The following is a 25,163-nucleotide window of genomic DNA, read 5'->3' as shown; positions in this document are numbered from 1 at the left end:
TACTTTTCGCTCATTGATTATACAGCTATATTTGTTCTAAAAAGCCTATCGACATTATCAGACTAACTTCTCGCATCTTCACGCCTTAAAAGCATCATTCATTCGAAAATAAACGTCGATACCAAGTATCGTCAATATCTTGTCGATAGCGTTGTGTTTTTCTGCTGCCTGCTTCAATAACAATGGAAACTTGTCCGGTTTGTGCTGTATTTAACCACGCTGTACCTTTATCAATATAACGTTGCTTAATCTGAGTTGAGGGTAAATTCCAAGGGTTATATTTAGCACTCGATACCAGAGCTAATTCAGGAGACATTCCAGCCAACCACGTATTGGTTGACGAGGTTTTACTGCCATGATGGGGAACAAATAGGATATGTGGATCAAGATCTGGGTATTGGCGAGCTAAAAGTAATTCAGATATCGCATCAATGTCACCTGTCAGTAGTACATTGGTTGATTTCTCGGGGCTAATGGCTAGATCGTTTATTTGCACAACACATGAATGAGGATTAGCAGCCCGTTTAACAATTTTAGGTGGCCACAACACCTCAAAGTTGAGTCCTTCCCATTGCCAGTGGCTTCCTTGCACACAGGGACGAAAATCATCACGACGATCACTGCTACGCTTCCAAATTGGTTCAAACTGCTGAGATATAATAGCAAAACCACCAGCATGATCGCTGTCTGCATGGCTCAAAATCAACCCATCTAATTGATTAATACCTTTCTTTCTCAGCACGGGTTCTATGACAGATGTAGCAATACTGCCTTGTTGCCAACGGTTTCCCGTATCATACAAAACCGCTTTCCCGTTGCGCTCAATTAACACTGCAAGACCATGCCCCACATCCAACATATTGACTGTCCATAGCGGTGAAGCAACATCATCTATTGAAGATTTATCATGATTTACATCAGTATCATTGGCTAAAAACGACTGATTAAAAGTCATCAACGTAGACATTGCTTGCTGGAAAAATAAAGGGATCCCCCAAGATACGAACACAATAAAAATTGAGATATGTATCCATTTGAAATTACGCCAAGAAACAAACCACCCTAGCGCTGCCCATGCCATTCCCCCTATTAAGAAAGGCAACCATGCGGATGATAACGATAACCACGTACCAACAGATTGCTCAGCCAACCAAATAACTGGATATAAGGTCCAATCGGCAAATTGCCAAAAAACATTCGACAACCAAGGAAACCACACCGTCGCAATGGCAGCTAAAACCAAAGGCACAGTCAATGTACTCACCCAAGGGACAGAAACGAAATTGATAAATGGAGCGAGTAGCGAAATTCCACCAAACCAATACCATTGAAGCGGTAACATAAACAGCAATAACACAAACTGTAACTGCGCTAATACTTTCATCTTGTCCCACAATTGATCTTTCTGATAATCAATCTTGTTTTCAGTCTGATCAGTGTGTTGTCGCCTTACGCCACCCAAATTCGCAAGATATAAAATGAGAACAGCAGTAAAAGACATCCAAAATCCCGCAGCATAAGACGCTAACGGGTTGAGCATTAAACAAATAGCTAGAGCGGCAATAAAAATTTTCCAACCTGGCCACTTAATGCGTAACCTGATTAAAATCATCACAATTGCACACATTAATACTGCGCGTACCGTTGGCAAACTAAAACCCGCTAACCATGCGTACCCCAGTGCACACGCAAAACCACTCCATAACGGTAACCATATCAAACGATTACGCTCCGGCAAAAGCGCACATATCTTACTGCCAAGCCACCAGCCTAATAACATCGCTAAACCGATATGTAGCCCTGAAATTGCCATTAAATGGGCTAAGCCACTGTCTCTTAGCCGTTGCCAATCATGAGGCTCTAATGCATCGCGTACGCCAAAGCCTAAAGCCATTAAATACGCTTTATGGGTTTTATCAGCCAACTCTGTCATTGCCTGAGTGAAAATACGCTGCCGCAAGGTAATAGCCGTACTATTGTCACTCAGTGTCCGTGCTGTTTGTTCTACACTAAGGCTATCGATGTAAGAGCTGTCTACAATCGTTCCGCTTAAAATGGTGCCTCGCCCATGAATACTGTTTGCAACGAAATACTTTTCAGCATCAAAGCCTGCACTATTCAATCGCCCATACGGACGGCGAAGTTTCACCATTAACTGCCAAATTTGGCCTTGATACATCTCAGGAGGCTGTCGCCAATTTAAGCGAACTTTTAAAGGAGTATATGAATCTATTGGGTAAGAATTGAGCGTTAAGAGTTTGAAATCTATTGTACTAGTGGAGATCTCGCTATTAAGTAGGCTACTTACCTTAGCAACTATGGTAATATTCTCACGGTCAGTAGGTATTTCTTTTACTGAATTTGTATAAATATTTACACTTAAAGCTGCCATAGCGGCACCTAACGCAATCCAGATCAATAAATGAATACGTAAAAAATAAGAAACTACGGCACCTAGCATTACGGCAGTCACAAACCAGAGATAATCTGGAATGGCATGCCACCAATGAAGAAACAAAAGCCCTATTGCAATGCCAGTAACCGCTTGGTTCATTGTGTATTGCCTTAAGCCTGTTGATTTAAAATAGTATTTTCATGCTTTATGTTTTAATACTTAGTATTCGCAATTAATGACTTTCAGATCATTGTTTTCAAAGCGTATGTATATCGATGCCAAGACAACTTATTAAACGTTTTTTACCAAATCACGAAACAATTAAGCGCCAAAAAGCACTTAAAATTTTCGGTAATGTGCTTTATAACCCGAACCTATGGTGCCTTAATCGCCGCTCTGCTTCGGGTGCTTTTGCTGTGGGTCTGTTTATGGCGTTTGTTCCACTGCCCAGCCAGATGATAATGGCGGCCGGACTCGCCATTCTGTTTGGTGTAAACCTCCCTCTTTCTATTGTATTAGTGTGGATTAGCAACCCTATTACGATGCCCGTATTATTTTATGGTGCGTATAAGGTTGGGGCTTGGTTGATGAATTCACCACCTCAGCCATTCCATTTTGAGCTGTCTTGGGAGTTCCTGCTTCACCAAATGAGCCAGATAGGTCCACCTTTTATGCTTGGCTGTTTTACTACTGGCATTGCTTTTTCTTTAATTGGTTACTTTGGTATTCGCGGTTTATGGCGTTACTCGGTAGTAAGAAGCTGGAAGAAACGTAAATTTCGCAACTAAGACTTATTTAGAAACCCAATAAGCATTGAATGCTGCATTTCACTAAAACCTCGTTCGCGGGGTTTTTTTACGTTTATATAAATAATGCAGCAAGCAAAAAAACACCCATTCCCTTAAAAGTGAGAGTGACCACATTTATCTTAAATATGTTTGTTTTCACTACAATTATATTTTAGAGCGAGTTCACTACTGTCTATGGTTCTCCAACTCAAACACTTCAATGGGTACTCTTCACACTCAAATACTTCATTCTATTGCAGCCCGCCCCCATAAACAGATTGCTTTTATTTTCAAACTTGAGTAAAAGACATAAGGCTTTCATTTCTGAGTAATTACCTTGCGTAAAATATTTAACTATTTTTTACTCAGTACTTTTTTAGTATTGGTGATAACGGTCAATGTCACGGAAAGCAGCCAACAAGCAACAAGCAATCCAGTACATTTTTCTCATACTCTTATTCAGAATGATAATCACGACGCCTATATTTCAACCCAACGTAGCTTTCGTGTTGAACAAAAAAGACAATGGAGACCTCTCCCGGCATCGTTACACAATATTCAGTACTATCTCTACTTTTCAGCTCGATTATCGGCGGCGAATAAAGTAGCAGAGCAAACTCTAACAAAGTTGTTCTCCTTGTCTGAGCGGCGATATGTACTTAACGGCCAGCATTTTAACAACCTACAGTACAAATTCATTCATACACGAGCATAACAATACCTTTCAACTCGCTATTTATATATTTAATTAATAACAGAAAGGTAACCCGTATGTTCGAGTCATTCATGGCTATTTTCTCGGCACTATGGCATCAAAATTTTAGTATTCTAGAAAACCCTGAAAGCATCGCAATGATTTATTTTTGCGTCACATTTGTCATTTTCTTAGAGAGTGCATTATTACCTGCTGCACCTTTGCCGTGCGACAGTATCGTCATTTTAGCTGGCACATTAGGTGCGATGGGAATCATTGATTTTAAAACTATCGTCTTACTGCTTACACTCGCAGCTGCAATAGGAAGCTGGGTTGCTTATATGCAGGGGCGATGGCTAAAGCATTTGCCTAAAGTACAGTCTTGGGTAAATTTAGTTCCGGCACAAAGAATGAAAACAGTTGATAACCTGCTTTTTCGTCACGGTCTAATCGCGCTATTTATTGCTCGCTTTATTCCTGTAGTGCGTTCTCTATTACCTTTGATGATGGGGATACGCATTAAAAACCAAGTGCACTTTTTTCGCTTTGCTTGGTTAAGTGCCATCGCTTGGGTATTACTACTCACAGGCATCGGCTACTCACTCACATTCTTACCAGAAAAGGTGGCACGAATTACAACAGTAGCTCTTATGCTAGCGCCCTTTGCAACCCTAGGGTTGGGTATTATGACTCTGATCATCAGTTGTTTTCTTAAGAAAGGTAAAAAGCCCTCATCAATTTGAAGAGATTAAGCAACCTTCCCCTAAAACAAAAAAACCGTCGAAAATGACGGTTTTTTTACACTTATTCCAACCTGGATAAGTAAATGCTATTTTGCGCTCAACACCAGTGCTGGTTGTAAAGCGCTTGCTCTGCGCGCGGGATACCAAGTCGCAAGTAAGCTTAAAAGAATAGCTGTTATAGCAACAACCGCAACATCATTAATCTCTAACTCGGTTGGTAAGAAATCCACAAAGTAGATGTCACCAGATAAAAACTGGTGTCCGATCAACGTTTCGAGCCCTTTAACCAAGCTGGTCAGGTTCACCGCTACTAAAGAGCCAAGAATCGATCCAACAAGGCTACCGACAACACCAGATAATAAACCATGCCAAATGAAGATGGATTTCACCAAACCATCAGTGGCCCCCATTGTTCGAAGAATAGCTATGTCTGGCGCTCGATCTTTTACAGCCATCATCAAGGTTGAGATAATATTAAAGCAGGCAACACCAATCACAAGTACCATCACCAAATACATAATGGTGCGCACCATCTGAATATCTCGATACAAGTAGCCGTATTTCTGTGTCCAACTTTTTAAATAGACGTACACAGGCAAGGTAAAGCCGACTTCTCTCACAATAGATTGAGCATCAAGCACATTATCGACATTTAACGAAATTCCCGAGACTCCCTCACCCATTGATAAATATTGCTGGGCGTCAGCTAGCGGTATAATCGCAAAATTATGATCAATCTGACCACCAAGCGCTAATAAGCCAGACACTTGTAAACGAATACGATGTGGTGCACGGAGCTTTTTCTCTGAGTCGGCGTTTGGGATCATTGCTGTAATCCAATCACCCACCCCAATCTGCAGTTTTTGAGCAACGCCTTGCCCTAAAATAACTTGCTTGTTGCCCGCAGAAAAATTCTGCCAAGCGTTATCTTTTACATACTGTGGTAACGCACTGACTTGTATTTCCTCTTCAGGGTTTACACCACGCACTGCCACCGCTTTGAGATTGCTTCCTTTTTCAAGCAGAGCAGTAAATGAAACATACGGCGCTGCACCTGTTACTCGTGGGTGTTTCTTTACCGTTTCGAGTATGGGTTGCCACTCAGTCAACGGTGCTTTTACGGCTTCTAGTTCACCATGAGGAATAACAGCCAATACGCGATTTTGTAATTCACGTTCAAAACCATTCATAGCCGATAACCCTATGATGATGACTGCGACACCAACGGCAATCCCCAAAATAGATGAAATAGAAATGAACGATACCATCCGGTTTCGTTGTTTCGCTCGGCTAAAACGGCTACCGATATAAAGAGATAAAGGTCGAAACATTAAGCTACCTCAACCTGAACCAAGTTACCGTCTTGCATATGCATACAACGATCTAACTTCGCCGCTAATTCATTATCATGAGTAACCACTAAAAAGGCCGTACCCGACTCTTTATTTAACTTGCACATTAGATCATAGATTTCGAGTGCCGTTTTATGATCTAGGTTACCCGTAGGTTCGTCAGCCAATACAATTGATGGGTTGTTGACTAATGCACGAGCAAAGGCAACACGTTGACGTTCACCACCACTCAATTCGGAAGGCCGGTGCTCATAGCGGTGACTAAGACCAACCATGTCTAAAATAGATTTTGCTTTTGACTCAGCTTTATCTGTTGCCATGCCGCCGATTAATAGTGGCATAGCGACATTTTCCATGGCACTAAAATCGGCAAGCAAATGATGAAACTGATAAACAAACCCTATTTCCTGATTTCGAATTTTCGCTTGTTTGTTTGCGCTCATCGAATTCAATTTTTGGCCTTTAAAAAACACATCACCGTCACTTGGTTCATCAAGTGCACCTAATAAGTGTAATAACGTGCTTTTACCTGAACCTGATGAGCCAACAATTGCGACTAATTCATTAGGCTCAATGGCAAAACTAACCCCTTTCAACACTTCAGTTTCAAGCTGAGCTTCGCGATAAATTTTACGTAAACCATGACAAACTAATAACGAATTACTCATAACGCAATGCCTCAGCAGGACGAACAGATGCCGCACGATAAGAAGGGAAAATAGTGGCAATAAGACTTAACAAAATAGCACCTAAAATGACGAACATAACCTGTAGAGGTTCAATAACAATTGGTAGAGACCCACCAGCCATAAGATATTGCACACCAAAAACGGACATAACCGTATTTAAATTCGACGCCAGTAATATGCCTAGCACGCCACCGCTCACGGCACCAATAACACCACTGCTAGCACCTTGAACCATAAATACCATCAGTACTTGCCGGTTAGTCATACCTTGGGTTTTTAAAATGGCGACTTCTGCTTGCTTCTCCATCACCACCATAATCAGGGCTGAAATGATGTTAAATGCAGCGACACCAATGATCAGCCCAAGCATTAAGCCCATCATATTCTTTTCCATTTTAACGGCTTGAAACAGCTCACCGCGTTGTTCTCGCCAATCTGACCATTGCCAATCATTCGGCATGGGTACTTGAGCAAGTTCAGTCACAGCAAAAGGATCATCGAGGAATAATCGCCATCCCGTTATTTGATCCACTTTATAACGGAGTAATTTTCCAGCATCTTGGATATTTGTAAGAATAAGTTGCTTATCAACATCAGAGCCTGTGTCGAAGAAACCTTCAATGGTAAAATTACGTTGGCTTGGAATACGTCCTAACGGTGTGTACTGGCTTGCACTGGTTACCATTAGGCGGATTTTATCACCTACTTGCACCCCAAGTTGATTGGCTAATGCTTGACCAATAACAACGCGATAGCTGCCAGCGACAAGGTTATCTAACTTCCCAACCGTCATGTCCATCGCGATGGGTTCATAATAGCTAGGGTCAATTCCTATCATATTGCCAGCCGCTAATGACGATGCACTTTGCAGTACCGCTTCACCGCGGGTGATCGGCGTAACATGAGTAACATGAGGTAATTGCTGCAATGATTGAGGAACGGTATCTGATACAGGCATGCGCCCGTCATCTTGAGAAATAACGGCTTGAGGTAAAACACCTAAAATTCGGTCTTTTAGTTGTTGCTCAAAGCCATTCATAACGGAAAGTACAGTCACTAAAGACAGCACACCAATGGTGATACCTGCAGTGGACATATATGATACAAAGCGACTGAATCGGTCACCTGAACGACCACGCAGATAGCGTAGACCGATAAAGAAAGATACTGGATGAAACATAGGTTAGAGAAACCATCCCTTGTCTAGAGTAAAGAAAGAATACCCGTTGCTGCCTTTGATTACCATGCAACAACGTAAAACTAATGTAAAAACAGAGAGTAAAAAACGTACAGTCAGATGTGTTTACTTGCTCGAATGCAATACCTAAGTGATAATCGAGTAATTATGAATAAATACTAACACTCGCATAGCTGTTCGACCTGTAATACAGGGAATAGTTGCGAATGTTAATTAATAACGAGAGCGACATGGAACAGGACGAATATTTTTCAGTCCATACAGGGCTAACCATAAACGTAGAACCTCTGGCTAGCGATGAGTGCTTGCCTGATGAACAAACGTTTATTCAGGAAATCCCCCCTTTATTTCGTGTCGCCAGCGAATGCAGCGGTTTAGAAGAAAGTGCAGAGCGCACGCTTAAGGGGTTTGGTAAAGAAGACAGTAAAGCATTACTGACTTACCTTGCAGCCCAAAACAGTAAAATAAATTTACTGCTTTCTTTTGTATTATCTCAACAAGATAACCCTAATTTTCGTTATATTACCGACAGTTTTGGTGCTAGTCAGCTTACCTTTGTTTCAGATTCTCCTTTTACTGTTGGCACATCTGTTAGAGTAAAGCTGTTTCTTGAGCACCCACCAGCTGCAATATACTGTTATGCAAACGTAACAGCATGTGGAACTAAAGTGCATGAAGACGACTCAGATGAAAAGCAAGCTCAATATGCGATCACTCTGCGCTATAACCGTTTACAAGAAGATGACCGTGATCTTCTGATCCGTGCTGCTTTGCATATTCAGCAAAAATTACTGCGCATACGCGCCCAACAGCGAACAGAATCATAAGTTAATCACATGAAAGCATTATCATTACTCTCACTGCCCCTGCCGAGTAAAAAAGGGGATAACCGTTTCATTGGTAACCTATCTGGTGCTGCTTTGGCACTGTCTGTCGCTGAACTGTCTCACGCACATCAAGGCCCTGTCCTTGCTGTTGTACCTGATACGCAAACAGCGCTGCGCCTACAACCAGAAATTAGTCAGTTCACGTCTGTCGAAGTGAACGTATTTCCTGACTGGGAAACACTACCATACGATAATTTCTCACCACACCAAGATATTACGTCTGATCGCCTAGCACGTTTATACAAGTTACCGACCCAGTCTGATGGCATTATTCTGGTTCCTATTAGTACCTTATTGCAACGTTTAACACCGCGAGAGTACCTTCGAAAGCATGCTTTGATTGTACGAAATGGTGATCGCCTATCACTTGATAAACTTCGTTTGCAGCTTGAATCATCAGGCTATCGTCATGCCGATCAAGTCATGGAGCATGGTGAATATGCCAGCCGAGGTTCATTACTCGACCTCTTCCCAATGGGCAGCAATCAGCCCTACCGTATTGACTTTTTTGATGATGAAGTTGATTCCATTCGTCAGTTCGATCCTGAAAATCAACGTTCAACGGGTGAAATTGATAGCATCAATTTATTACCCGCACATGAATTCCCGACTGATGAAATTGCGATTGAAAATTTCCGAATGCGTTGGCGTGAACGTTTTGAAGCTCGACGTGAACCCGAATCAATCTATCAGCAAGTAAGCAAACGTACTTGGCCTGCAGGTATTGAATATTGGCAGCCGTTATTTTTTGAAAATACTGAAACACTCTTCGATTATTTACCCGATGAAACCTTATTGGTGACATTAGGGGAATTAGAATCGTCCGTTGATCATTTCTTAGCAGATGCAGATCATCGCTTTGATCAGCGTCGTGTTGACCCCTTACGCCCTTTGCTAGAACCCAAAGAATTATGGCTAACAAAAGATGAGATGTTCCGCGGCTTTAAAGCGCTACCGCAAGTTCGAATTCGCCATGAAAATGAACCCGAAAAAACGGGTCGCTACAACCCGACGTTAACGCCTGTTCCTGAAATAATCATCAATCAACAACTTAAAGAACCTTTTGCTGCGCTACGTCGTTTTACCGAGCAATTCAAAGGCAAAGTTGTCTTTTCCGTTGCATCTGAAGGTCGACGTGAAGCACTACTCGATCTGTTAGCTCGTATAAAAATGCGTCCAATGGTGTGCGCAAGCCTAGAAGAAGCCATTGAAGCACCAAGTAATTACACGCTGGTTATTGGTGCTGCAGAACAAGGTTTTATTCTTGAATCGCCTTCTGTCGCGTTTATTTGTGAAAGTGACTTACTCGGTGAGCGCGTTAACCAACGCCGTCGTCGTGATGAGAAAAAAAGTGTTAATGCCGATACCATTATTCGTAACTTGGCAGAATTACAAATCGGTCAGCCCGTGGTTCATATCGATCACGGTATTGGTCGCTATCAAGGTCTGCAAACATTAGAAGCTGGTGGCATAACAACTGAATATGTCATGCTTGAATACCATGCAGGCGCAAAGCTCTATGTACCAGTTGCATCACTGCACCTGATTAGCCGTTACTCTGGCGGTGCTGATGAAAGTGCTCCGCTGCATAAACTCGGTGGCGAAGCATGGGTAAAAGCACGTAAAAAAGCAGCTGAAAAAGTACGCGATGTAGCAGCAGAATTACTCGATGTTTACGCCAAGCGAGAACTAAAACCAGGCTTTAAGTTCACGTTAGATAGAGAGTCTTATGCTGATTTCTGTAGTGGTTTTCCTTTTGAAGAGACCCACGACCAAGCCTTAGCGATTAATTCCGTACTTTCAGACATGTGTCAGCCTAGAGCCATGGACCGCCTTGTGTGTGGTGATGTTGGCTTTGGTAAAACAGAAGTTGCGATGCGTGCTGCGTTTGTTGCTATTGATAACAACAAACAAGTCACGGTATTAGTGCCTACCACATTGTTGGCACAACAACATTTTGAAAACTTCCGTGACCGTTTTGCCAATACGGCCGTTCGTGTTGAAGTACTTTCACGCTTTAAAACAGCTAAAGAACAAAAACAAGTCATGCTTGATGCCGAAGACGGCAAAATTGATATACTCATCGGCACGCATAAATTACTTAACGCATCCGTTAAATACCATGATTTAGGCTTATTAGTCGTTGATGAAGAACACCGCTTTGGTGTGCGTCAAAAAGAGAAAATTAAAGCCATTCGTGCTGATATTGATATTTTGACCCTCACGGCAACACCGATCCCTCGTACGTTAAATATGGCTATGAGTGGGATGCGTGATCTATCTATCATTGCAACACCGCCCGCACGCCGCTTAGCCATTAAAACCTTTGTACGAGAGAGAGATGATGCCATTGTGCGTGAAGCCGTACTACGTGAAATAACACGTGGCGGTCAAGTGTACTTCCTACACAATGAAGTCGACAGCATAGAGAAAACTACCGAAGAGTTAGCCAAGCTGATCCCAGAAGCACGTATCACTTTTGCTCATGGTCAAATGCGAGAACGTGAACTCGAAAAAGTGATGGGCGACTTTTATCATCAGCGTTTCAACCTACTCGTCTGTACAACAATCATCGAAACCGGTATTGATATTCCGACAGCCAATACGATCATTATGAATCGTGCCGACAACCTTGGTTTAGCACAATTACACCAACTTCGAGGTCGTGTTGGACGTTCACACCACCAAGCCTATGCCTATTTATTAACACCGCACAAAAAACGTATGACGAAAGATGCAGTCAAACGTTTAGAGGCCATCGAATCACTGGAAGATCTTGGTGCTGGCTTCACTCTTGCAACGCATGACCTTGAAATTCGTGGTGCTGGTGAATTATTAGGTGACGAACAAAGCGGTCAAATTCAATCCATTGGATTTTCACTATTCATGGAAATGCTAGAACAAGCGGTTGAAGCATTAAAAGAAGGCAAAGAGTCATCACTTGATGATTTGCTACGTAAACAGACGGAAGTAGAGCTACGTTTACCCGCGTTACTGCCTGATGATTACATTCCAGATATCAACATGCGCTTATCATTGTACAAGCGTATTGCCAGTGCGATTGATGAGCAAGATTTAAACGATTTAAAAGTCGAACTGATTGATCGGTTTGGTCTATTACCTGAAGCAACAACCAACTTGCTAACGGTAAATAATTTAAAATTAAAAGCAGCTACAGCCGGTATTCGTCGTATTGAGGCGGGTGAAAAAGGTGGATATCTTGAATTTGAACAAGATGCTGCCATTAACCCTGTTTTTCTCGTCGGTTTACTGCAATCAAAGCCTCAACATTACCGTATGGAAGGTCCAACTAAACTAAAAGTCATGGCACCAATGACAGATCGCAAAGAACGAATCAAGTTTGTGGACCAGCTACTAACCCAATTATCAGAAAACACAATATAATCCAAAACATACAAACCAAACGGCTGACTTTACTAAGTCAGCCGTTTGTATGAATTGGAAATACAAGCACTGAAGTGCGGAGATTACCTTGAAAAAACTGATTTATTTGCTTCTTCTGGCCGTTAGTTGGCCATCATTTGCGGCGAGACAGTTTGATGTAGAAGTGATTCTATTCAAGCGAAATATTAACCCTGAACAGGTTAACGAATCTTGGCCCGAACAACTCAAACAAGTTGATATGCAAGGCGCCCTATCTTTAGAAGATACCGCGGCATTAAAAGCGAAAGGGGTAACTATTCTACCGTCTAGCCAATATGCACTTGATGCCCAGTATAACAAACTTAAAAAACACGCTGGCTTTACGCCTCTTGCCCACATTGCATGGCGCCAAGGTGATCAGAATCAGGCTAATGCACCTAAGTTATATATCACAGCTGGTCGTGATTTTTCTGAGCAGTTTTTACCTGATGGCCGTTCAAAAAAGGATGTTGAACAACCTACGAACGCCATTTCAATTGACAGTGATAGCAACAATGATGGCATTACAATCACAGCAGATAACAGCACCTCTCTGCTATCAAATTCCAATAACAATGCCGATACAAGATCTGATTCGCTATATCAATTAAACGGAATGCTACAAGTCTATGTTCAGCATTATTTATTTTTAGATGCCAACCTCGATTTACGAGAGCCAAGTCGTCGTGAAGTTATTATGACGAAGCCACTACTTGAAAGCATTGTTAATGAACAGAATGCGATGAATGTTAATACTGATACAGCCACAGAAAATGGCATTGACGTAAACAGTAATGTTCAAATTGGTCACCTACAAGAAGTGAAAAAGAACATTAAGGTTGAAGAGTTTTTGAAGCCTTATCGATTATCACAACAGCGCCGTATGCGCAGTGGCGAAATACATTACTTAGATAACCCACTGCTAGGCGTTATTATTCAAGTACGCCGAGTAGGAAGCTAAATTATACTGCCAATTAGCCCTCGCATTGCGGGGGCTTTTTATACCATTCAAGGTAAGTAGTTGATCATAATGTTGCGCTAATTCAATGCTATGCTTCGATAGAACATCTCGTTTTATCGAAGCCACAAAAAAGAGTAGGTAAACAATTATAATGAAAATGGACTTTGAGCTATCAACTCAGCGATTAATTTTACGTCCTTTTAAAACTGTCGATTTACTCGATCACCTTACTGCAGTTCAAGAATCTACCGAACAATTAAGCCCTTGGCTTGAGTGGTGCACGCCGCATTACGATCAGCATGATGCCCATGAATGGATTGCGTCTAGCCGATTAAGCTGGCAAACAGACATGAGCTATGAACTTGCTATTTTTGACCGTTTTGACGATACCTTTGTTGGTAGTGTTTCTATCAGTGCATTAATTCCTATGTGTAATTCTGCCAACCTTGGTTACTGGGTACGGACGTCATACCACCGCCAAGGTATTGCATCGGAAGCCTGTTTAGCGCTTGCACAGTTTGCTTTTATGACTTTAGGGTTAACACGATTAGAAATCATCGTTCACCCTGATAACTATCCGAGCAAAAAAACAGCCATCGCCTGTAATGCACAGTTTGAATGTGAAGCAAGAAACCGAATATTTACTCATGGAAAAACCCAAAATGGGCTGGTATATTCTTTGATTCCTGAAGATCTGTTTCCACGTTAAACCAGTACATTTCCAAGCTTAATTACAGTAAACTTATTGAAAATCTAACCGTTAGGAAAACACCGTGTTTAAAATTATTGTTACCATTGCCCTTATTGGCTTAGTGATCTTCTTTGTACAGCGTTCTTACAGCAACAAACAAGCTGCTGGCGAAAACATCAAAATAGGCCAGGAGTTTCTAGCAGAAAATAAACTCAAAGACGGTGTGAAAACGACAGATTCAGGTCTTCAGTACTTAGTTTTACAAGAAGGAACGGGGACAGAGCACCCTAAAGCATCAGATAAAGTAACCGTTCACTACCACGGCACATTAATTAATGGTTCGGTGTTTGATAGTTCTGTTGATCGCGGCGAAACAATTTCTTTTGGTTTGAATCAAGTAATCAAAGGCTGGACGGAAGGTGTGCAGTTGATGGTTGTTGGCGAGAAAACACGCTTTTTTATCCCGTCAGAATTAGCATATGGTAACGGTGGTGCTGGTAGCATTCCTCCAGGCTCTGTATTGATTTTTGATGTCGAATTATTCAAGATTAACTAACTGTTACCGACTAGAGTGATAAGCAGATTTTTTATCTCTACATGACTAAAATAGCATAAAAAATGCCAGCTTTGTTATAACAAGGCTGGCATTTTTATTTAAATCAACATGTTAAAAAATATAACAAACAGTATTAGTGTAACTTCAAGTTCGGGCGAAGTACGCGATTAATACGACCGACTAACATCATCAAACCAGTTTTAAATACACCATGAAGAGCGACTAAGTGCATGCGATATAGAGAGATATACACGATACGTGCAATACGCCCTTCTACCATCATCGAACCTTTAGTCAGGTTACCCATCAAGCTACCAACGGTAGAAAAACGACTCAGTGATACCAGTGAACCATGATCACTGTATATATAAGGCTTTTGCTCTCGGTTTGTAATTTTAGCAACAATATTAGAGAAACAACGACTTGCCATTTGATGTGCAGCCTGCGCGCGAGGTGGTACAAAACTGCCGTCTTCTTGCACACATGATGCAAGATCACCAATTGCATAAATGTCGTCATCTCGCGTTGTCTGTAACGTTGGCTTAACCACTAACTGATTAATACGGTTAGTTTCTAGCCCGGCAATATCTTTCATGAAATCAGGTGCTTTAATACCTGCAGCCCATACCATGATTTGCGCCGGAATATGTTCACCATCTTTAGTTGTTAGACCAGTAGAGTCAGCCTTTGTCACCATTGTCATCGTACGAACATTCACGCCTAATTTTGTTAATTCGCTGTGAGCTGCTGATGAAATACGTGGCGGTAATGCAGGTAGAATACGCTCACCAGCTTCAACAAGGTTAACGTTCAAACGTGAACTGTCTAAATCACCAAAGCCATATGTACGTAATTCGGCAACAGCATTATGCAGTTCAGCAGATAGCTCAACACCTGTTGCTCCAGCACCAACAATCGCAATATCAACTGTTTTTAATTCTTTATTCGCATGAAGCTTCAAGAATTGGTTATTCATTTCAGTACGGAAGCGATGTGCTTGCTCCGGACTATCAAGGAAAATACAGTTATCTTTTACACCTGGCGTATTAAAGTCATTGGATGTAGATCCAATCGCCATAACCAATATATCGTAATCAATATTACGTTCAGGCATTAGCAGTTCATTGTGCTCATCATGAAGCTCATCTAATATTATCACCTTATTTTCACGATCAATTTCTTTCAAACTACCCATTTGAAAATCGAAATGATGATTTTTTGCATGAGCACGGTAACTTAAAGCATCAACACCGGCATCCATAGAACCTGTTGCAACTTCATGCAAAAGTGGTTTCCATAAATGGCTGGCTTTACGATCAACTAATGTGACTTGGGCGCGCCCTTTACGACCTAATGTTCTTCCAAGCTTTGTAGCAAGCTCTAGACCACCAGCGCCACCGCCTACAACGATAATACGCGTCACAATAACTTCCTCTTTATTTTATAGAATTCTTTGGGTATACAGACTGACTAAATCTGGCAGACGGATCTGTGATCCGTCTGAGGTGTAGGAGGGCTTAAGACTATTCTTTAAACGCTTTCATAGCTTGTAGATGCTGCGAGATCTTTTTAAATTTATGATTTTGTGTCTCATCCCAAATGATTTTATAGAAATCACTGAGCGCATCACTTGTGAGCTGATTATCTAACACTTCATCATTAGTTGAAAGTACGCAGAGGCAATTACCTGCATTTTTTTCACGAAAATCGGTAACACACTTAGTACCGATATCTATATATTCTTCAGGGCGATCGATCCTCCCTTCCATATTGACGTTAGGGTTTAGGTTTGGGTTAAAGATAACCTGCTTAATACCGCATAAAAAACCAATACGCTCAGCCCAATATCCCCCCAGCCCAACCCCACAAATTAATGGTTTAGTATCGTCTGACTCTTCTATTAATTTATGCACTTCCTTAATTAAATGCTGCATATCATGCTTAGGATGCAAAGTACTGTAGTTAACGAAACGAACATCAGGGTCAATGAATTGCAGTTGTAACACTTTCTCGTGATTACCTGGGCTATTTGAATCAAAGCCGTGCAGATAAATAATCATATCTTCTCCCTATTGCTCTTAACAAAACATCACCATCTGGCGTGTAATTATGCATTTTTTCGTTACAAGAATTTAATCTAACATGTTTTGTAAGGTTTAAAAGGCTGAAATTGAAAACTATGACTCCGTTTGCAAAAACATCATTTTTCATTGATCAACATGGCAATATCTTTTCGCATATCAACCAATTTACGATTCAAATAACGTGTCTGCTTGCCACTTAACGTATGGTTTAACCGACGTAATACATCAAAGCGTCTTGCTAGGTAGACATTTATGTCAGGCTGTACCCTAGCGTTTTCAAAAGCGATTAGTTGTTGTAATAGCACATTCAGTTTAGGCTCAAAATCTGGTTTATTCCGGTTTTTCATAAGCTCTTGCCAATCACGAAGAAAATCACGCCATATTGAAAAAAATATAGGCTCCATTTCAACCTGATATTCAGTCAATTCAAGCAATATCGCTTTTTGTTTATTAGACAAAGAGCCTATCCAACCACGGGCTGCATCTTGTAATTTATCACGCCGAATAACCATTTTTTCCTTTGGCGATAATCTCTTTCTTTTTGCGATGACCTGCTCTATTTTTTTCTCTATGTTCTGATTTAGCTCATTAATTTGACTTGCACTTAGCGATTGAATCATTGCGGCAAAAGGTTTCGAAAAAACACTCGTAGACTCTTTACCAGCCTCAGTGAACTTTAAATAATAGCCACGAATTTGATTAAAGCTAAGCGGTTTAGCCAAGTCAGCTTGCAGTTCATCAATTAAGCGGTGGAATTTAGGCAGTTCTTTGGTGCGGTGAATCACCAAAGCGATATCTAGGTTTCTTTCAAATGCACGCTCTTGCGTTGAGTTAAGGCTGACATAATCTGCAAGATAATAGGTAACCCAAAAATTCAATGTATTGTAGCCGAGCCTTAGCGTACACCCAGTAAGCAATACAATTATGAGTGAACAACACACCCATCGTGTACCATTTTTAGTCATTCTTAGATAATACCTAGCTCAACTGATATATAAACTATATACCCAAGTTGACTTTACATACTCATATCAACGAAAGAACCATTATTTGTCGGTAAGTGTAACCAGCAGCTGCAAGGCTTGTTCTGTGTATGTGTCATCCTGCCAAAGTTCAGCGCCTACAAGAAACCACAATAAAGATAAGAATTCACACCACGGTTGCCACAATGCTACCGCTTGATGCCATTCCTGAGTGCCTGTTATCTGAAGCGCTGAACAATATGCATTAACAGCCATTAAAGGATCTAGCCCGTTGGCATTAATTGTTAACGCAAGATCTAATGATGGGTCACCAGCCGCAGCATACTCCCAATCAATAATCTTATACCCACCATCTTCTGTTTGAATAATGTTGTAACGGCCTAAATCATGATGGCAACACGTATCAGCAAAACCAATTGGTAATGCGTTATATTGGAAATCAGCATATACAGACTGAAGAAGGGGCGTTTTTACATGTTCAGGTATGAACTGCCAATAGTGCTCAGCTTTGGATTTCACTTCTAACCGCCAAGTAGGCATTGGAAGCTGATGCACCCTCGCCTGCAATGCCATTAATTCAACGTCTGATAACAATGGAAGTTGTTTAGTATTATCACTAGACGTTGTCTGCTCTTCTTCGACAACCTGCCCAGTCACCCACTCAACTAATAGGCCGCTCTCTAATAACCTATACGGGGCAGGAGCGATATGCTGAGACTGAATTAATGACAATATTTGGTATTCGTGTTGACGAGACACCCCAAAAGCACGGGATGAAGCTGCATTCGGACGCCAGACATAGCTAACGTTCTGAGGTGCAGAGCGTAGAGAGGAATCAGGTTTATGTCGCGGGGTATGATGACGTAATTCAAGTAACCAACATCGATTGCTAAGACCCCCCGAAAGTGGCCTTGCAGTAATAAATTCAACATCGCTTAGGACTCTAAGCACTGATTGATCGAATGATTCCACTTAGTACCTTCTAGCTAGTACCTTTCTAATAAAATTAGGTTATTCCTGCTCATTGATATCGGTCGATATAACGAACAAGCAATAACCTAAATCATTTATCACTAATGTGAATTAACTAAGATTACCAACCAAGAAAGCTTTTTGCTTCTTGCTTACGAATTTCAGTTTCATCAGCCCACTCAATCAGACCTGTTTTCAGATCCATCAGGCGCATTGTCATTTTGTAGTAAACGTCTTTATCACTACCCGCTTGCTTCACTATGCTTGATAAGTTGCCGTACAGCATGTATTGAGCACCAACCATTTGACCAAACTGAATCGCAGTACTTTGGTTCACTAACTCATCATCATTTTGGAAGTTAAGTTGCTTACGTACCGCTTCAACACGTGTCATATCAACAAAACGGAACTTACCAGAGTTAAGTAAACGCGTACTGATTGAATCGGTTACAGATTCTGTATCAATGTGTTCACTGGTTTTGTTTTTGATGCTATCAACAACGATAATTGGACGCTGATTCGCCCCCGTAATCGCAGCAACAGAGCCAGATGCTAGCATGCTATCTGTCATCTCTTCTGCAATCTTCTGCAGATCCGTTGAACCAAATTCAATCGTTGTTGTTTCTGCCTGCTGCGCATCGCCATAACTAACCTTTTGCGCACAACCACCTAATAAAACAGCGACACCCAATACTGCAATAATACTTTTTTTCATTTTCTTACCTTCAATGGTTGTATTTACAACAAACGTTGTAATTAATAATTAGCTTCTCGAATATAAATACGATATTGCTTCGCTTCTGGGCTTCTTGCCATAGCTTGCAATGTCATGGTGTCTTTGCCGTGCAAGATAAACTGGCGCCAAGGTGAATCACTACCGCTGATCTCTAAGCCTTGACCGTCATACCAATAAAAACGGTACTGTAGCTCTAAATCACTACTGATTTTGCTTGTTACAGGCACGCCAGCTTTCATCAAACCATTGTTATGACCGACGGTTGCACGCTCAATAGATAAACGATTCGCCAGTGACGAATTACCAATAACAACATTTTGGTTACTACTTTCTATACTGATACCCGATGTAGTTGTACTACAAGCGGTGAGTGCGAAAGCGAATAACAATATGGATAAATATTTCATTAGATTCCTCCTAGTAGCGTCGACCACCAACTAACCTGATTACCTTGTCGAGACACCCAAACCATGGTTGTTCGACCAGCTTTTACATCGACATTCAATTGCTGTCCATTCCAACTTAAATTATGCGTTCCAGCACTTAAGTCCTTATGATAGATATCCACATTTGCAGGTAACGACTGCCAACTTCGGGTATCTGGTTGCTCTGTTAAGGTATTAAAGATATTCGCTAAAACATTACCGACATCATTTCCCTTACTTGATGCTGTTTTACGCACTTCATTTTTAGCTAATACACGTAATGATTGTCGAACAACAATGGCGGGTAGTGCTTCGTTTAAACTATTTTTTGCCATGTCGTTCACGTTCGTGACTTGTCCACTATTCACTGGCTGGTTGTCTAACTTTAGCGGCGTAAAACGTTTAACCTGTTTATTCGAATAATAAGGTAATGCTAAGTTGTATATTGCTCCATCACCACGGCTATCAGGTAACCATAATGGCAAACGCCAATTATCAAGCGCTTGTACTACACCTTGCTCATCAAAAATAACAACTCGACCATTCCCTTGCTCTGGCTTTTCATACTTGCCATAACGTGCTTGTAAAGTAGGTAAATCGTTGGTCATGTTCAAGGCTGTTGCTACACGTAAAACAGTATTCGCTATAAAGGTATTACTCGGGGCAACGGCAAAAGCACGCTTGTAATCAATATAGGCATCGTTCAAATTGCCATCGGCTTCATACAACACCCCTGACAGATAGAATAAATAACCATTTTGCACCTGACCAAGCTTTTTCCCCGCATCAGGGTAACGAGCGAGTACAGCTCCAACATTATTGCTAATGCCTTTTTTCTGTACTTCTTTTTCAGCACTCTTTAATTGTGCCTCACGCTGCTTACGTGCCGCTTCTTGTACCTGATTGGCACGACGAACTTCAATTAAGGCACCTTCAAGCTTTTTTTGCTCAAGATAATTCAATGCTAAATAAAGATGTAAAAAGCCCAGCTCATAATCGGCAGGCTCATAGGTGATCATATTATCGTTTGTTAACAGAGCTCCCGCCTGATTCAAGCCTTCAGAAACCTGAATCGTTGCCTGACGTTGCTGCTCTTTCACTGCCATATCGGCACGCTGAAAAGCACCAAAGCTGGTTGGATATTGCTGAGCAACAAAACTTATTCGACCGCGCTCCATGCCATCAAGAATATCCCCAGCAGGGGCATCAGGTAGCGCATCAACAGCTTTGCTATATAAGCCTTGTTCTAGTGCCAGATGTGTATCAGCATTTGCAGCACTATAATGGCTAAACAAATTTTGAGTAGATAAGTTAGCACAAGCCATTAAACTAAAAGAAAGCAGCACTACTGTGGCATGTTTAAACATGAATTTGATAACCACATCCTATAAAAATCCTGAGATATGAGAATACTAGCCCTATTTCGATTAAAACAAAAAAGACTAGCTAATATACGATATAAAAACAAACCAAGACCATCCTAAGTCACTTCAAGGTACACGTTGCACCTTAAAGTAACTCGGAAATTACATTTACCCGACTAACATCGGCCCTAATGGACGACCACCCAGTAAATGCATATGGATATGGTAAACTTCTTGTCCACCATGCGGATTACAATTCACAATTAAGCGGTAACCATTTTCTGCAACACCCTCTTTCTCTGCTAGCTTACGTGCAACAGTGAACATGCGCCCCATCATTACTTCATCTTCAGCTTCTACATCATTTATTGTAGGAATAAGCTTATTAGGAATAATTAAGATATGGCTCGGTGCTCGTGGATTGATATCACGAAAAGCAGTGACCAAATCATCTTGATACAAGACATCTGCTGGAATTTCTTTGCGAATAATTTTACTGAAGATAGTTTCTTCTGCCATATCAAGCTCCGTTTAGGTTAAAACTAACGCCATCAGTATGCTTGAGTAAAACGCACAGGGCAATATTGGACACTGTTTTAAACAACTTTACCAGTGAAAGTTACAGAGAAATAGTTTTTTTTTGATGCAGCCGTCAAAGTATGCGCTTATTCAATTACTTATTATTAAGGATGATAATAACGTTCTTAAAAAGACTGATAGAGTAATGAAAGGTCGATTTCCCCTTGTTTTTAACGACTTATTTTATTGATTAAAATTTCAGCAGCAAGAATGATAAAAAGCCAATACAGACAAGTTCATACTGTGTAATTAATAAAGCCTCATTCTAAATTAACGTTGTGAGTAAGCATTGAACGCTCACCTTGAAATATACTCTTTAGGGATATTATGAAATCAAAAAAACAAACGTCAGTGATACAGCGTATGTATGCTGGGTTTGCGGTAATGGTCGCACTGCTTATTGCCACTATTATTCTGATGCTTGATGGAACAAGCCGCATTCACCAACAACTTGAATCTGTGACGACAAATGCACTACCACTTGTTTCCACGACAAACCAAACAAGTGTCAATCTGCTAGCAGCCGATAAGATTTTTAAGGATTACCTTACCACGCAAGATCCCACTCGGATGCAAACCTATGAAACTAACTTTACTCAGGCCCAAGAAGCATTTGTACAAGCAAGAAAGCAACTGACTAACGTGGCAAAAGGCAACCCAACGTTAAATGCTTACCTTAAAGAGCTCTCGGCATTAGAAGAGCGTTACTTCAACGAGGCACACAATGCAATGAACAACTATCGTGTTCAATTGCTCGCCCAAGAAGAGCGTCAACAATCCACGCGCCGCTTTCAACAACTACACACTGAACTCAATATCCGTATGAAAGAATATATTGCTGATCAAGATAATCTTTCCGTAAAAATGATCGCAATGAGTTACTTTAATCAGCTAGCTAAAACGGAGACGATTACATCAGATGCCCTCGCAACTGAAGATATCGCGAAAATTGACAAGGCACTTAAAAATAACAGAAAATTCGTTAATCATCTTGGCCAATCATATCGAGCCCTCACATCACAACTACCTGAAGTAAAACGCATTTTTGACAAAACCGTCGCTCAATACACGCTAGATATTGGTCAAAAAGGTGGGGTACTTGATCAGCATTATGAATATATAGAAGCAAGAAATCGTTTATACGACAATATTGCAGTGCTAGCCGCTGAAATTGATCAAGCAATGATGTTACTTGATAACTTCAGAACGCTGGCGAACTCTCAGATGGATTCAGCAATAGAAAGTGCCAATAATACCTACAGCCAAGGCTATACCAACTCCATTTTAATCGGTATCTGTGTATCATTACTGGCCATATTCATTGGTTGGTATCTGGCTGGTTGCGTTCGTAAACCTCTTGTATCAACGTTGAAAACATTAGAAGCATTAACGAATGGTGATATGACCCAGCGAATCAATGGCAATACTTTTATTGAATTCGATAAATTAAGTCACCACATCAATACGCTTGCAGGTAATTTACAAGAAATACTCAGTAAATTAAGCCAAGCATCAGAGGGGCTAACAACGGTTGCGGCAGAGAACCAAACAACAACGACAAAAGCAAAACACCGATTAAATGAACAACGTCAGCAAACAGCCTCTGTTGCAACTGCGATGACCGAAATGGAGCAATCTGTTACGGATGTATCGTTAAGTGCACAGCAATCGATGGAGCGCGTACACGAGGTAGAAAGGGCATCAGAAGTCGGCCGTGATGTGATGAGCAAAAACATTCACACCGCACACCAACTTTCAGACCGTTTAGACGAATCCGTTCATGCTGTTTCTAAACTACAAGAAATGAGTAGTAATATCGGTTCAATTCTCGATGTTATTCGAAACATTGCCGATCAAACCAATTTATTGGCATTGAATGCGGCAATCGAAGCAGCGCGAGCCGGTGATCAAGGTCGAGGTTTTGCAGTCGTCGCAGATGAAGTCAGAGTACTGGCTAAACGCACCACTGATTCAACATCTGAAATTGAAAAGATGATTCAAAGTTTACAATCAAGTTCAGGGCAAGCGGTTAGCGTTATGCAAACTTGTGTAACTGAAATGACAAGCAGTATTACACAAGCCTCTGATGCCAACGGTGCAATGGAAGAAATTCAAGCACTTATCATGGAAATTAGTCAAATGAGTGCGCAAATAGCTCAAGCCGCTGAAGAACAGCAATGTACGACAGGTTCTATCGCGCGTAGCCTTGAAGACATCAGTCATATTGCCGATGCTAACTTCAGTTCAATGGAAGAAGTGGCAGACGCCAGTTCTAAGCTTGATGAACTTGCCAGTCAGCAAAACACACTGGTACACCGATTTAAACTATAAAACGAGTAGCACATCACAAACTAAAAAATCACCACTATTAAGGTCAGCATATGCTGGCCTTTTTATTGTTTTTTACTTTACGACCACTATGAATCGATAGGAATTACGCTCATTCAACTAAACTTATACTGGGTTAAAGCCAAACGATTGCGTTATTAATCAACAATTGCTGGTTAGTGCGATAATTGACCTTTACTTAGTGCGTGTATGCTTTTAGAATCGGGCGAATTTTTTGGGAGGGAAGAAAATATGACAACAATTACAATTACACGTCCTGACGACTGGCATGTTCATTTACGCGATGGCGACGTATTAAAAGATACTGTTCGTGACATCAGCCGGTATATGGGACGAGCGATAATCATGCCTAACTTGATCCCACCAGTTATTGATACAGAATCTGCACTCTCTTACCGTGAACGTATAATTGCCCAAGGCCCTCAAGGCAACTTCTCCCCTCTTATGGTTATCTATTTAACCGACAATACCTCCGCTGAAGAAATCCACAAGGCTAAATCATCTGGCCATGTATACGCTGCAAAACTTTACCCAGCGGGTGCAACAACGAATTCAGATTCGGGCGTAACATCGATTGATCATATTCGCCCTGCACTACAAGCAATGCAAGAAGCTGGTATGCCTCTGCTTATTCATGGTGAAGTAACCGCTCACGATATCGATATTTTCGACCGTGAAAAAGTCTTCCTAGACACTGTTCTAGCACCGATTGTTGAGCAATTCCCAGATCTTAAAATGGTATTGGAACACATCACAACTGCTGATGCCGTTGAATTTGTAACAAATGCAGGCCCTAATGTTGGGGCTACTATTACCGCTCATCACCTAATGTTTAACCGTAACCATATGTTAGTAGGTGGCATTCGCCCGCATTTCTATTGCTTACCAATTCTAAAGCGTAATACTCACCAAGATGCCTTGGTTAAAGCAGCAACAAGCGGCAGCCCTAAATTCTTCTTGGGTACTGATTCTGCGCCACACGCACAAGGTCGAAAAGAATCAGCTTGTGGTTGTGCTGGCTCTTACACTGCACATGCAGCAATCGAATTGTATGCTGAAGTATTCGAAGCAGCAGACGCATTAGATAAATTAGAAGCATTTTCAAGCTTAAATGGTCCTGACTTTTACAACCTGCCACGTAATACCGATACCATTACACTTAAAAAAGAAAGCTGGAACGTGCCTGAAACAATGGCATTTGGTGGCGATGAAGTGGTACCAATCCGAGCTGGCGAAGCAATGCTATGGAAAGTTATCTAATTCATTAGATTAACGCTGTCGTTAATATAAAAAG

General features: G+C 41.2%; 21 protein-coding genes. 9 read left to right on the top strand and 12 right to left on the bottom strand.

The window, feature by feature from the left end:
• Nucleotides 1-94: 94 nt before the first annotated feature.
• Nucleotides 95-2,554, bottom strand: a complete 2,460-nt coding sequence (locus C9J48_RS14855) for a DNA internalization-related competence protein ComEC/Rec2 (protein ID WP_006233567.1) — start codon at nt 2,552-2,554, stop codon at nt 95-97.
• A gap of 116 nt (nt 2,555-2,670) precedes the next feature.
• Here C9J48_RS14855 and C9J48_RS14850 point away from each other — a divergent pair, with 116 nt between their 5' ends.
• Both C9J48_RS14850 and C9J48_RS14845 read left to right on the top strand, forming a co-directional pair.
• Nucleotides 2,671-3,183 carry a DUF2062 domain-containing protein gene (locus C9J48_RS14850; protein ID WP_006233566.1) on the top strand — a complete coding sequence of 171 codons (513 nt, stop codon included), beginning with the start codon at nt 2,671-2,673 and terminating at the stop codon, nt 3,181-3,183.
• A gap of 771 nt (nt 3,184-3,954) precedes the next feature.
• Entirely contained in the window at nt 3,955-4,620 is a 666-nt protein-coding gene (locus C9J48_RS14845) for a DedA family protein (RefSeq protein ID WP_006233565.1), read from the top strand.
• An 86-nt stretch (nt 4,621-4,706) separates the two neighbouring features.
• Here the strand turns inward: C9J48_RS14845 and lolE are convergent, their stop codons facing one another.
• Genes lolE through lolC form a run of 3 tightly spaced genes read right to left on the bottom strand, consistent with a single transcriptional unit; the run spans nt 4,707 to nt 7,841 of the window.
• A complete protein-coding gene (lolE, locus tag C9J48_RS14840; protein WP_006233564.1) occupies nt 4,707-5,951 on the bottom strand; it encodes a lipoprotein-releasing ABC transporter permease subunit LolE in 1,245 nt (414 codons plus the stop codon).
• On the bottom strand, nt 5,951-6,640 hold the full coding sequence (gene lolD / locus C9J48_RS14835) for a lipoprotein-releasing ABC transporter ATP-binding protein LolD (protein ID WP_006233563.1): 690 nt from the start codon (nt 6,638-6,640) through the stop codon (nt 5,951-5,953). The genes lolE and lolD overlap by 1 nt, the downstream gene beginning before the upstream one ends.
• Nucleotides 6,633-7,841 carry a lipoprotein-releasing ABC transporter permease subunit LolC gene (gene lolC, locus C9J48_RS14830; RefSeq protein ID WP_006233562.1) on the bottom strand — a complete coding sequence of 403 codons (1,209 nt, stop codon included), beginning with the start codon at nt 7,839-7,841 and terminating at the stop codon, nt 6,633-6,635. The genes lolD and lolC overlap by 8 nt, the downstream gene beginning before the upstream one ends.
• Before the next feature lie 248 nt (nt 7,842-8,089).
• On the opposite strand from lolC, the gene C9J48_RS14825 reads away from it, so the two are divergent.
• From C9J48_RS14825 to bamJ, 5 genes are all read left to right on the top strand, one after another.
• The gene (locus C9J48_RS14825; RefSeq protein ID WP_036804418.1) at nt 8,090-8,686 is read left to right on the top strand and encodes a hypothetical protein; all 597 of its coding nucleotides are present in this window, start codon (nt 8,090-8,092) and stop codon (nt 8,684-8,686) included.
• A 9-nt stretch (nt 8,687-8,695) separates the two neighbouring features.
• Entirely contained in the window at nt 8,696-12,151 is a 3,456-nt protein-coding gene (mfd, locus tag C9J48_RS14820; RefSeq protein ID WP_006233560.1) for a transcription-repair coupling factor, read from the top strand.
• A gap of 88 nt (nt 12,152-12,239) precedes the next feature.
• Nucleotides 12,240-13,130 (top strand): peptidoglycan binding protein CsiV, encoded by an 891-nt coding sequence (locus tag C9J48_RS14815; RefSeq protein WP_006233559.1) that lies wholly within the window; start codon nt 12,240-12,242, stop codon nt 13,128-13,130.
• Nucleotides 13,131-13,281: 151 nt separating this feature from the next.
• Nucleotides 13,282-13,839 (top strand): GNAT family N-acetyltransferase, encoded by a 558-nt coding sequence (locus C9J48_RS14810; protein ID WP_006233558.1) that lies wholly within the window; start codon nt 13,282-13,284, stop codon nt 13,837-13,839.
• A gap of 64 nt (nt 13,840-13,903) precedes the next feature.
• The gene (gene bamJ, locus C9J48_RS14805) at nt 13,904-14,377 is read left to right on the top strand and encodes a BamJ family beta-barrel-assembly machinery protein (protein WP_006233557.1); all 474 of its coding nucleotides are present in this window, start codon (nt 13,904-13,906) and stop codon (nt 14,375-14,377) included.
• A gap of 133 nt (nt 14,378-14,510) precedes the next feature.
• Here the strand turns inward: bamJ and C9J48_RS14800 are convergent, their stop codons facing one another.
• The 8 genes from C9J48_RS14800 to hinT form a co-directional block, all read right to left on the bottom strand.
• A complete protein-coding gene (locus C9J48_RS14800; protein WP_006233556.1) occupies nt 14,511-15,800 on the bottom strand; it encodes an NAD(P)/FAD-dependent oxidoreductase in 1,290 nt (429 codons plus the stop codon).
• Between the two features lie 100 nt (nt 15,801-15,900).
• Nucleotides 15,901-16,437, bottom strand: coding sequence for an alpha/beta hydrolase YcfP (gene ycfP / locus C9J48_RS14795; protein ID WP_006233555.1), 537 nt, complete (start codon nt 16,435-16,437; stop codon nt 15,901-15,903).
• A 140-nt stretch (nt 16,438-16,577) separates the two neighbouring features.
• Entirely contained in the window at nt 16,578-17,426 is an 849-nt protein-coding gene (locus C9J48_RS14790) for a DUF6279 family lipoprotein (RefSeq protein WP_081450133.1), read from the bottom strand.
• Between the two features lie 81 nt (nt 17,427-17,507).
• Nucleotides 17,508-18,416, bottom strand: coding sequence for a phosphotransferase (locus tag C9J48_RS14785; protein WP_006233553.1), 909 nt, complete (start codon nt 18,414-18,416; stop codon nt 17,508-17,510).
• A gap of 121 nt (nt 18,417-18,537) precedes the next feature.
• Complete coding sequence (gene lpoB, locus C9J48_RS14780; protein ID WP_006233552.1) at nt 18,538-19,131, bottom strand: penicillin-binding protein activator LpoB; 594 nt, start codon at nt 19,129-19,131, stop codon at nt 18,538-18,540.
• Nucleotides 19,132-19,172: 41 nt separating this feature from the next.
• On the bottom strand, nt 19,173-19,559 hold the full coding sequence (locus C9J48_RS14775) for a YcfL family putative periplasmic lipoprotein (RefSeq protein WP_006233551.1): 387 nt from the start codon (nt 19,557-19,559) through the stop codon (nt 19,173-19,175).
• Nucleotides 19,559-20,953: a COG3014 family protein gene (locus tag C9J48_RS14770; protein ID WP_036804420.1), complete on the bottom strand. Its 1,395-nt coding sequence runs from the start codon at nt 20,951-20,953 to the stop codon at nt 19,559-19,561. Before C9J48_RS14770 ends, C9J48_RS14775 begins: the two co-directional genes overlap by 1 nt.
• 156 nt (nt 20,954-21,109) lie before the next feature.
• Nucleotides 21,110-21,460, bottom strand: coding sequence for a purine nucleoside phosphoramidase (gene hinT / locus C9J48_RS14765; RefSeq protein ID WP_006233549.1), 351 nt, complete (start codon nt 21,458-21,460; stop codon nt 21,110-21,112).
• A 387-nt stretch (nt 21,461-21,847) separates the two neighbouring features.
• Here hinT and C9J48_RS14760 point away from each other — a divergent pair, with 387 nt between their 5' ends.
• Both C9J48_RS14760 and pyrC read left to right on the top strand, forming a co-directional pair.
• The gene (locus C9J48_RS14760; protein WP_006233548.1) at nt 21,848-23,851 is read left to right on the top strand and encodes a methyl-accepting chemotaxis protein; all 2,004 of its coding nucleotides are present in this window, start codon (nt 21,848-21,850) and stop codon (nt 23,849-23,851) included.
• Between the two features lie 249 nt (nt 23,852-24,100).
• Nucleotides 24,101-25,129, top strand: coding sequence for a dihydroorotase (pyrC, locus tag C9J48_RS14755; RefSeq protein ID WP_006233547.1), 1,029 nt, complete (start codon nt 24,101-24,103; stop codon nt 25,127-25,129).
• Nucleotides 25,130-25,163 lie beyond the last annotated feature (34 nt).

It is taken from the genome of Photobacterium profundum (assembly GCF_003026285.1).
Lineage (GTDB): Bacteria > Pseudomonadota > Gammaproteobacteria > Enterobacterales > Vibrionaceae > Photobacterium > Photobacterium profundum.
Note: the sequence above shows the minus strand (reverse complement) of the source record. Positions and strands in the feature narration are given on the sequence as shown.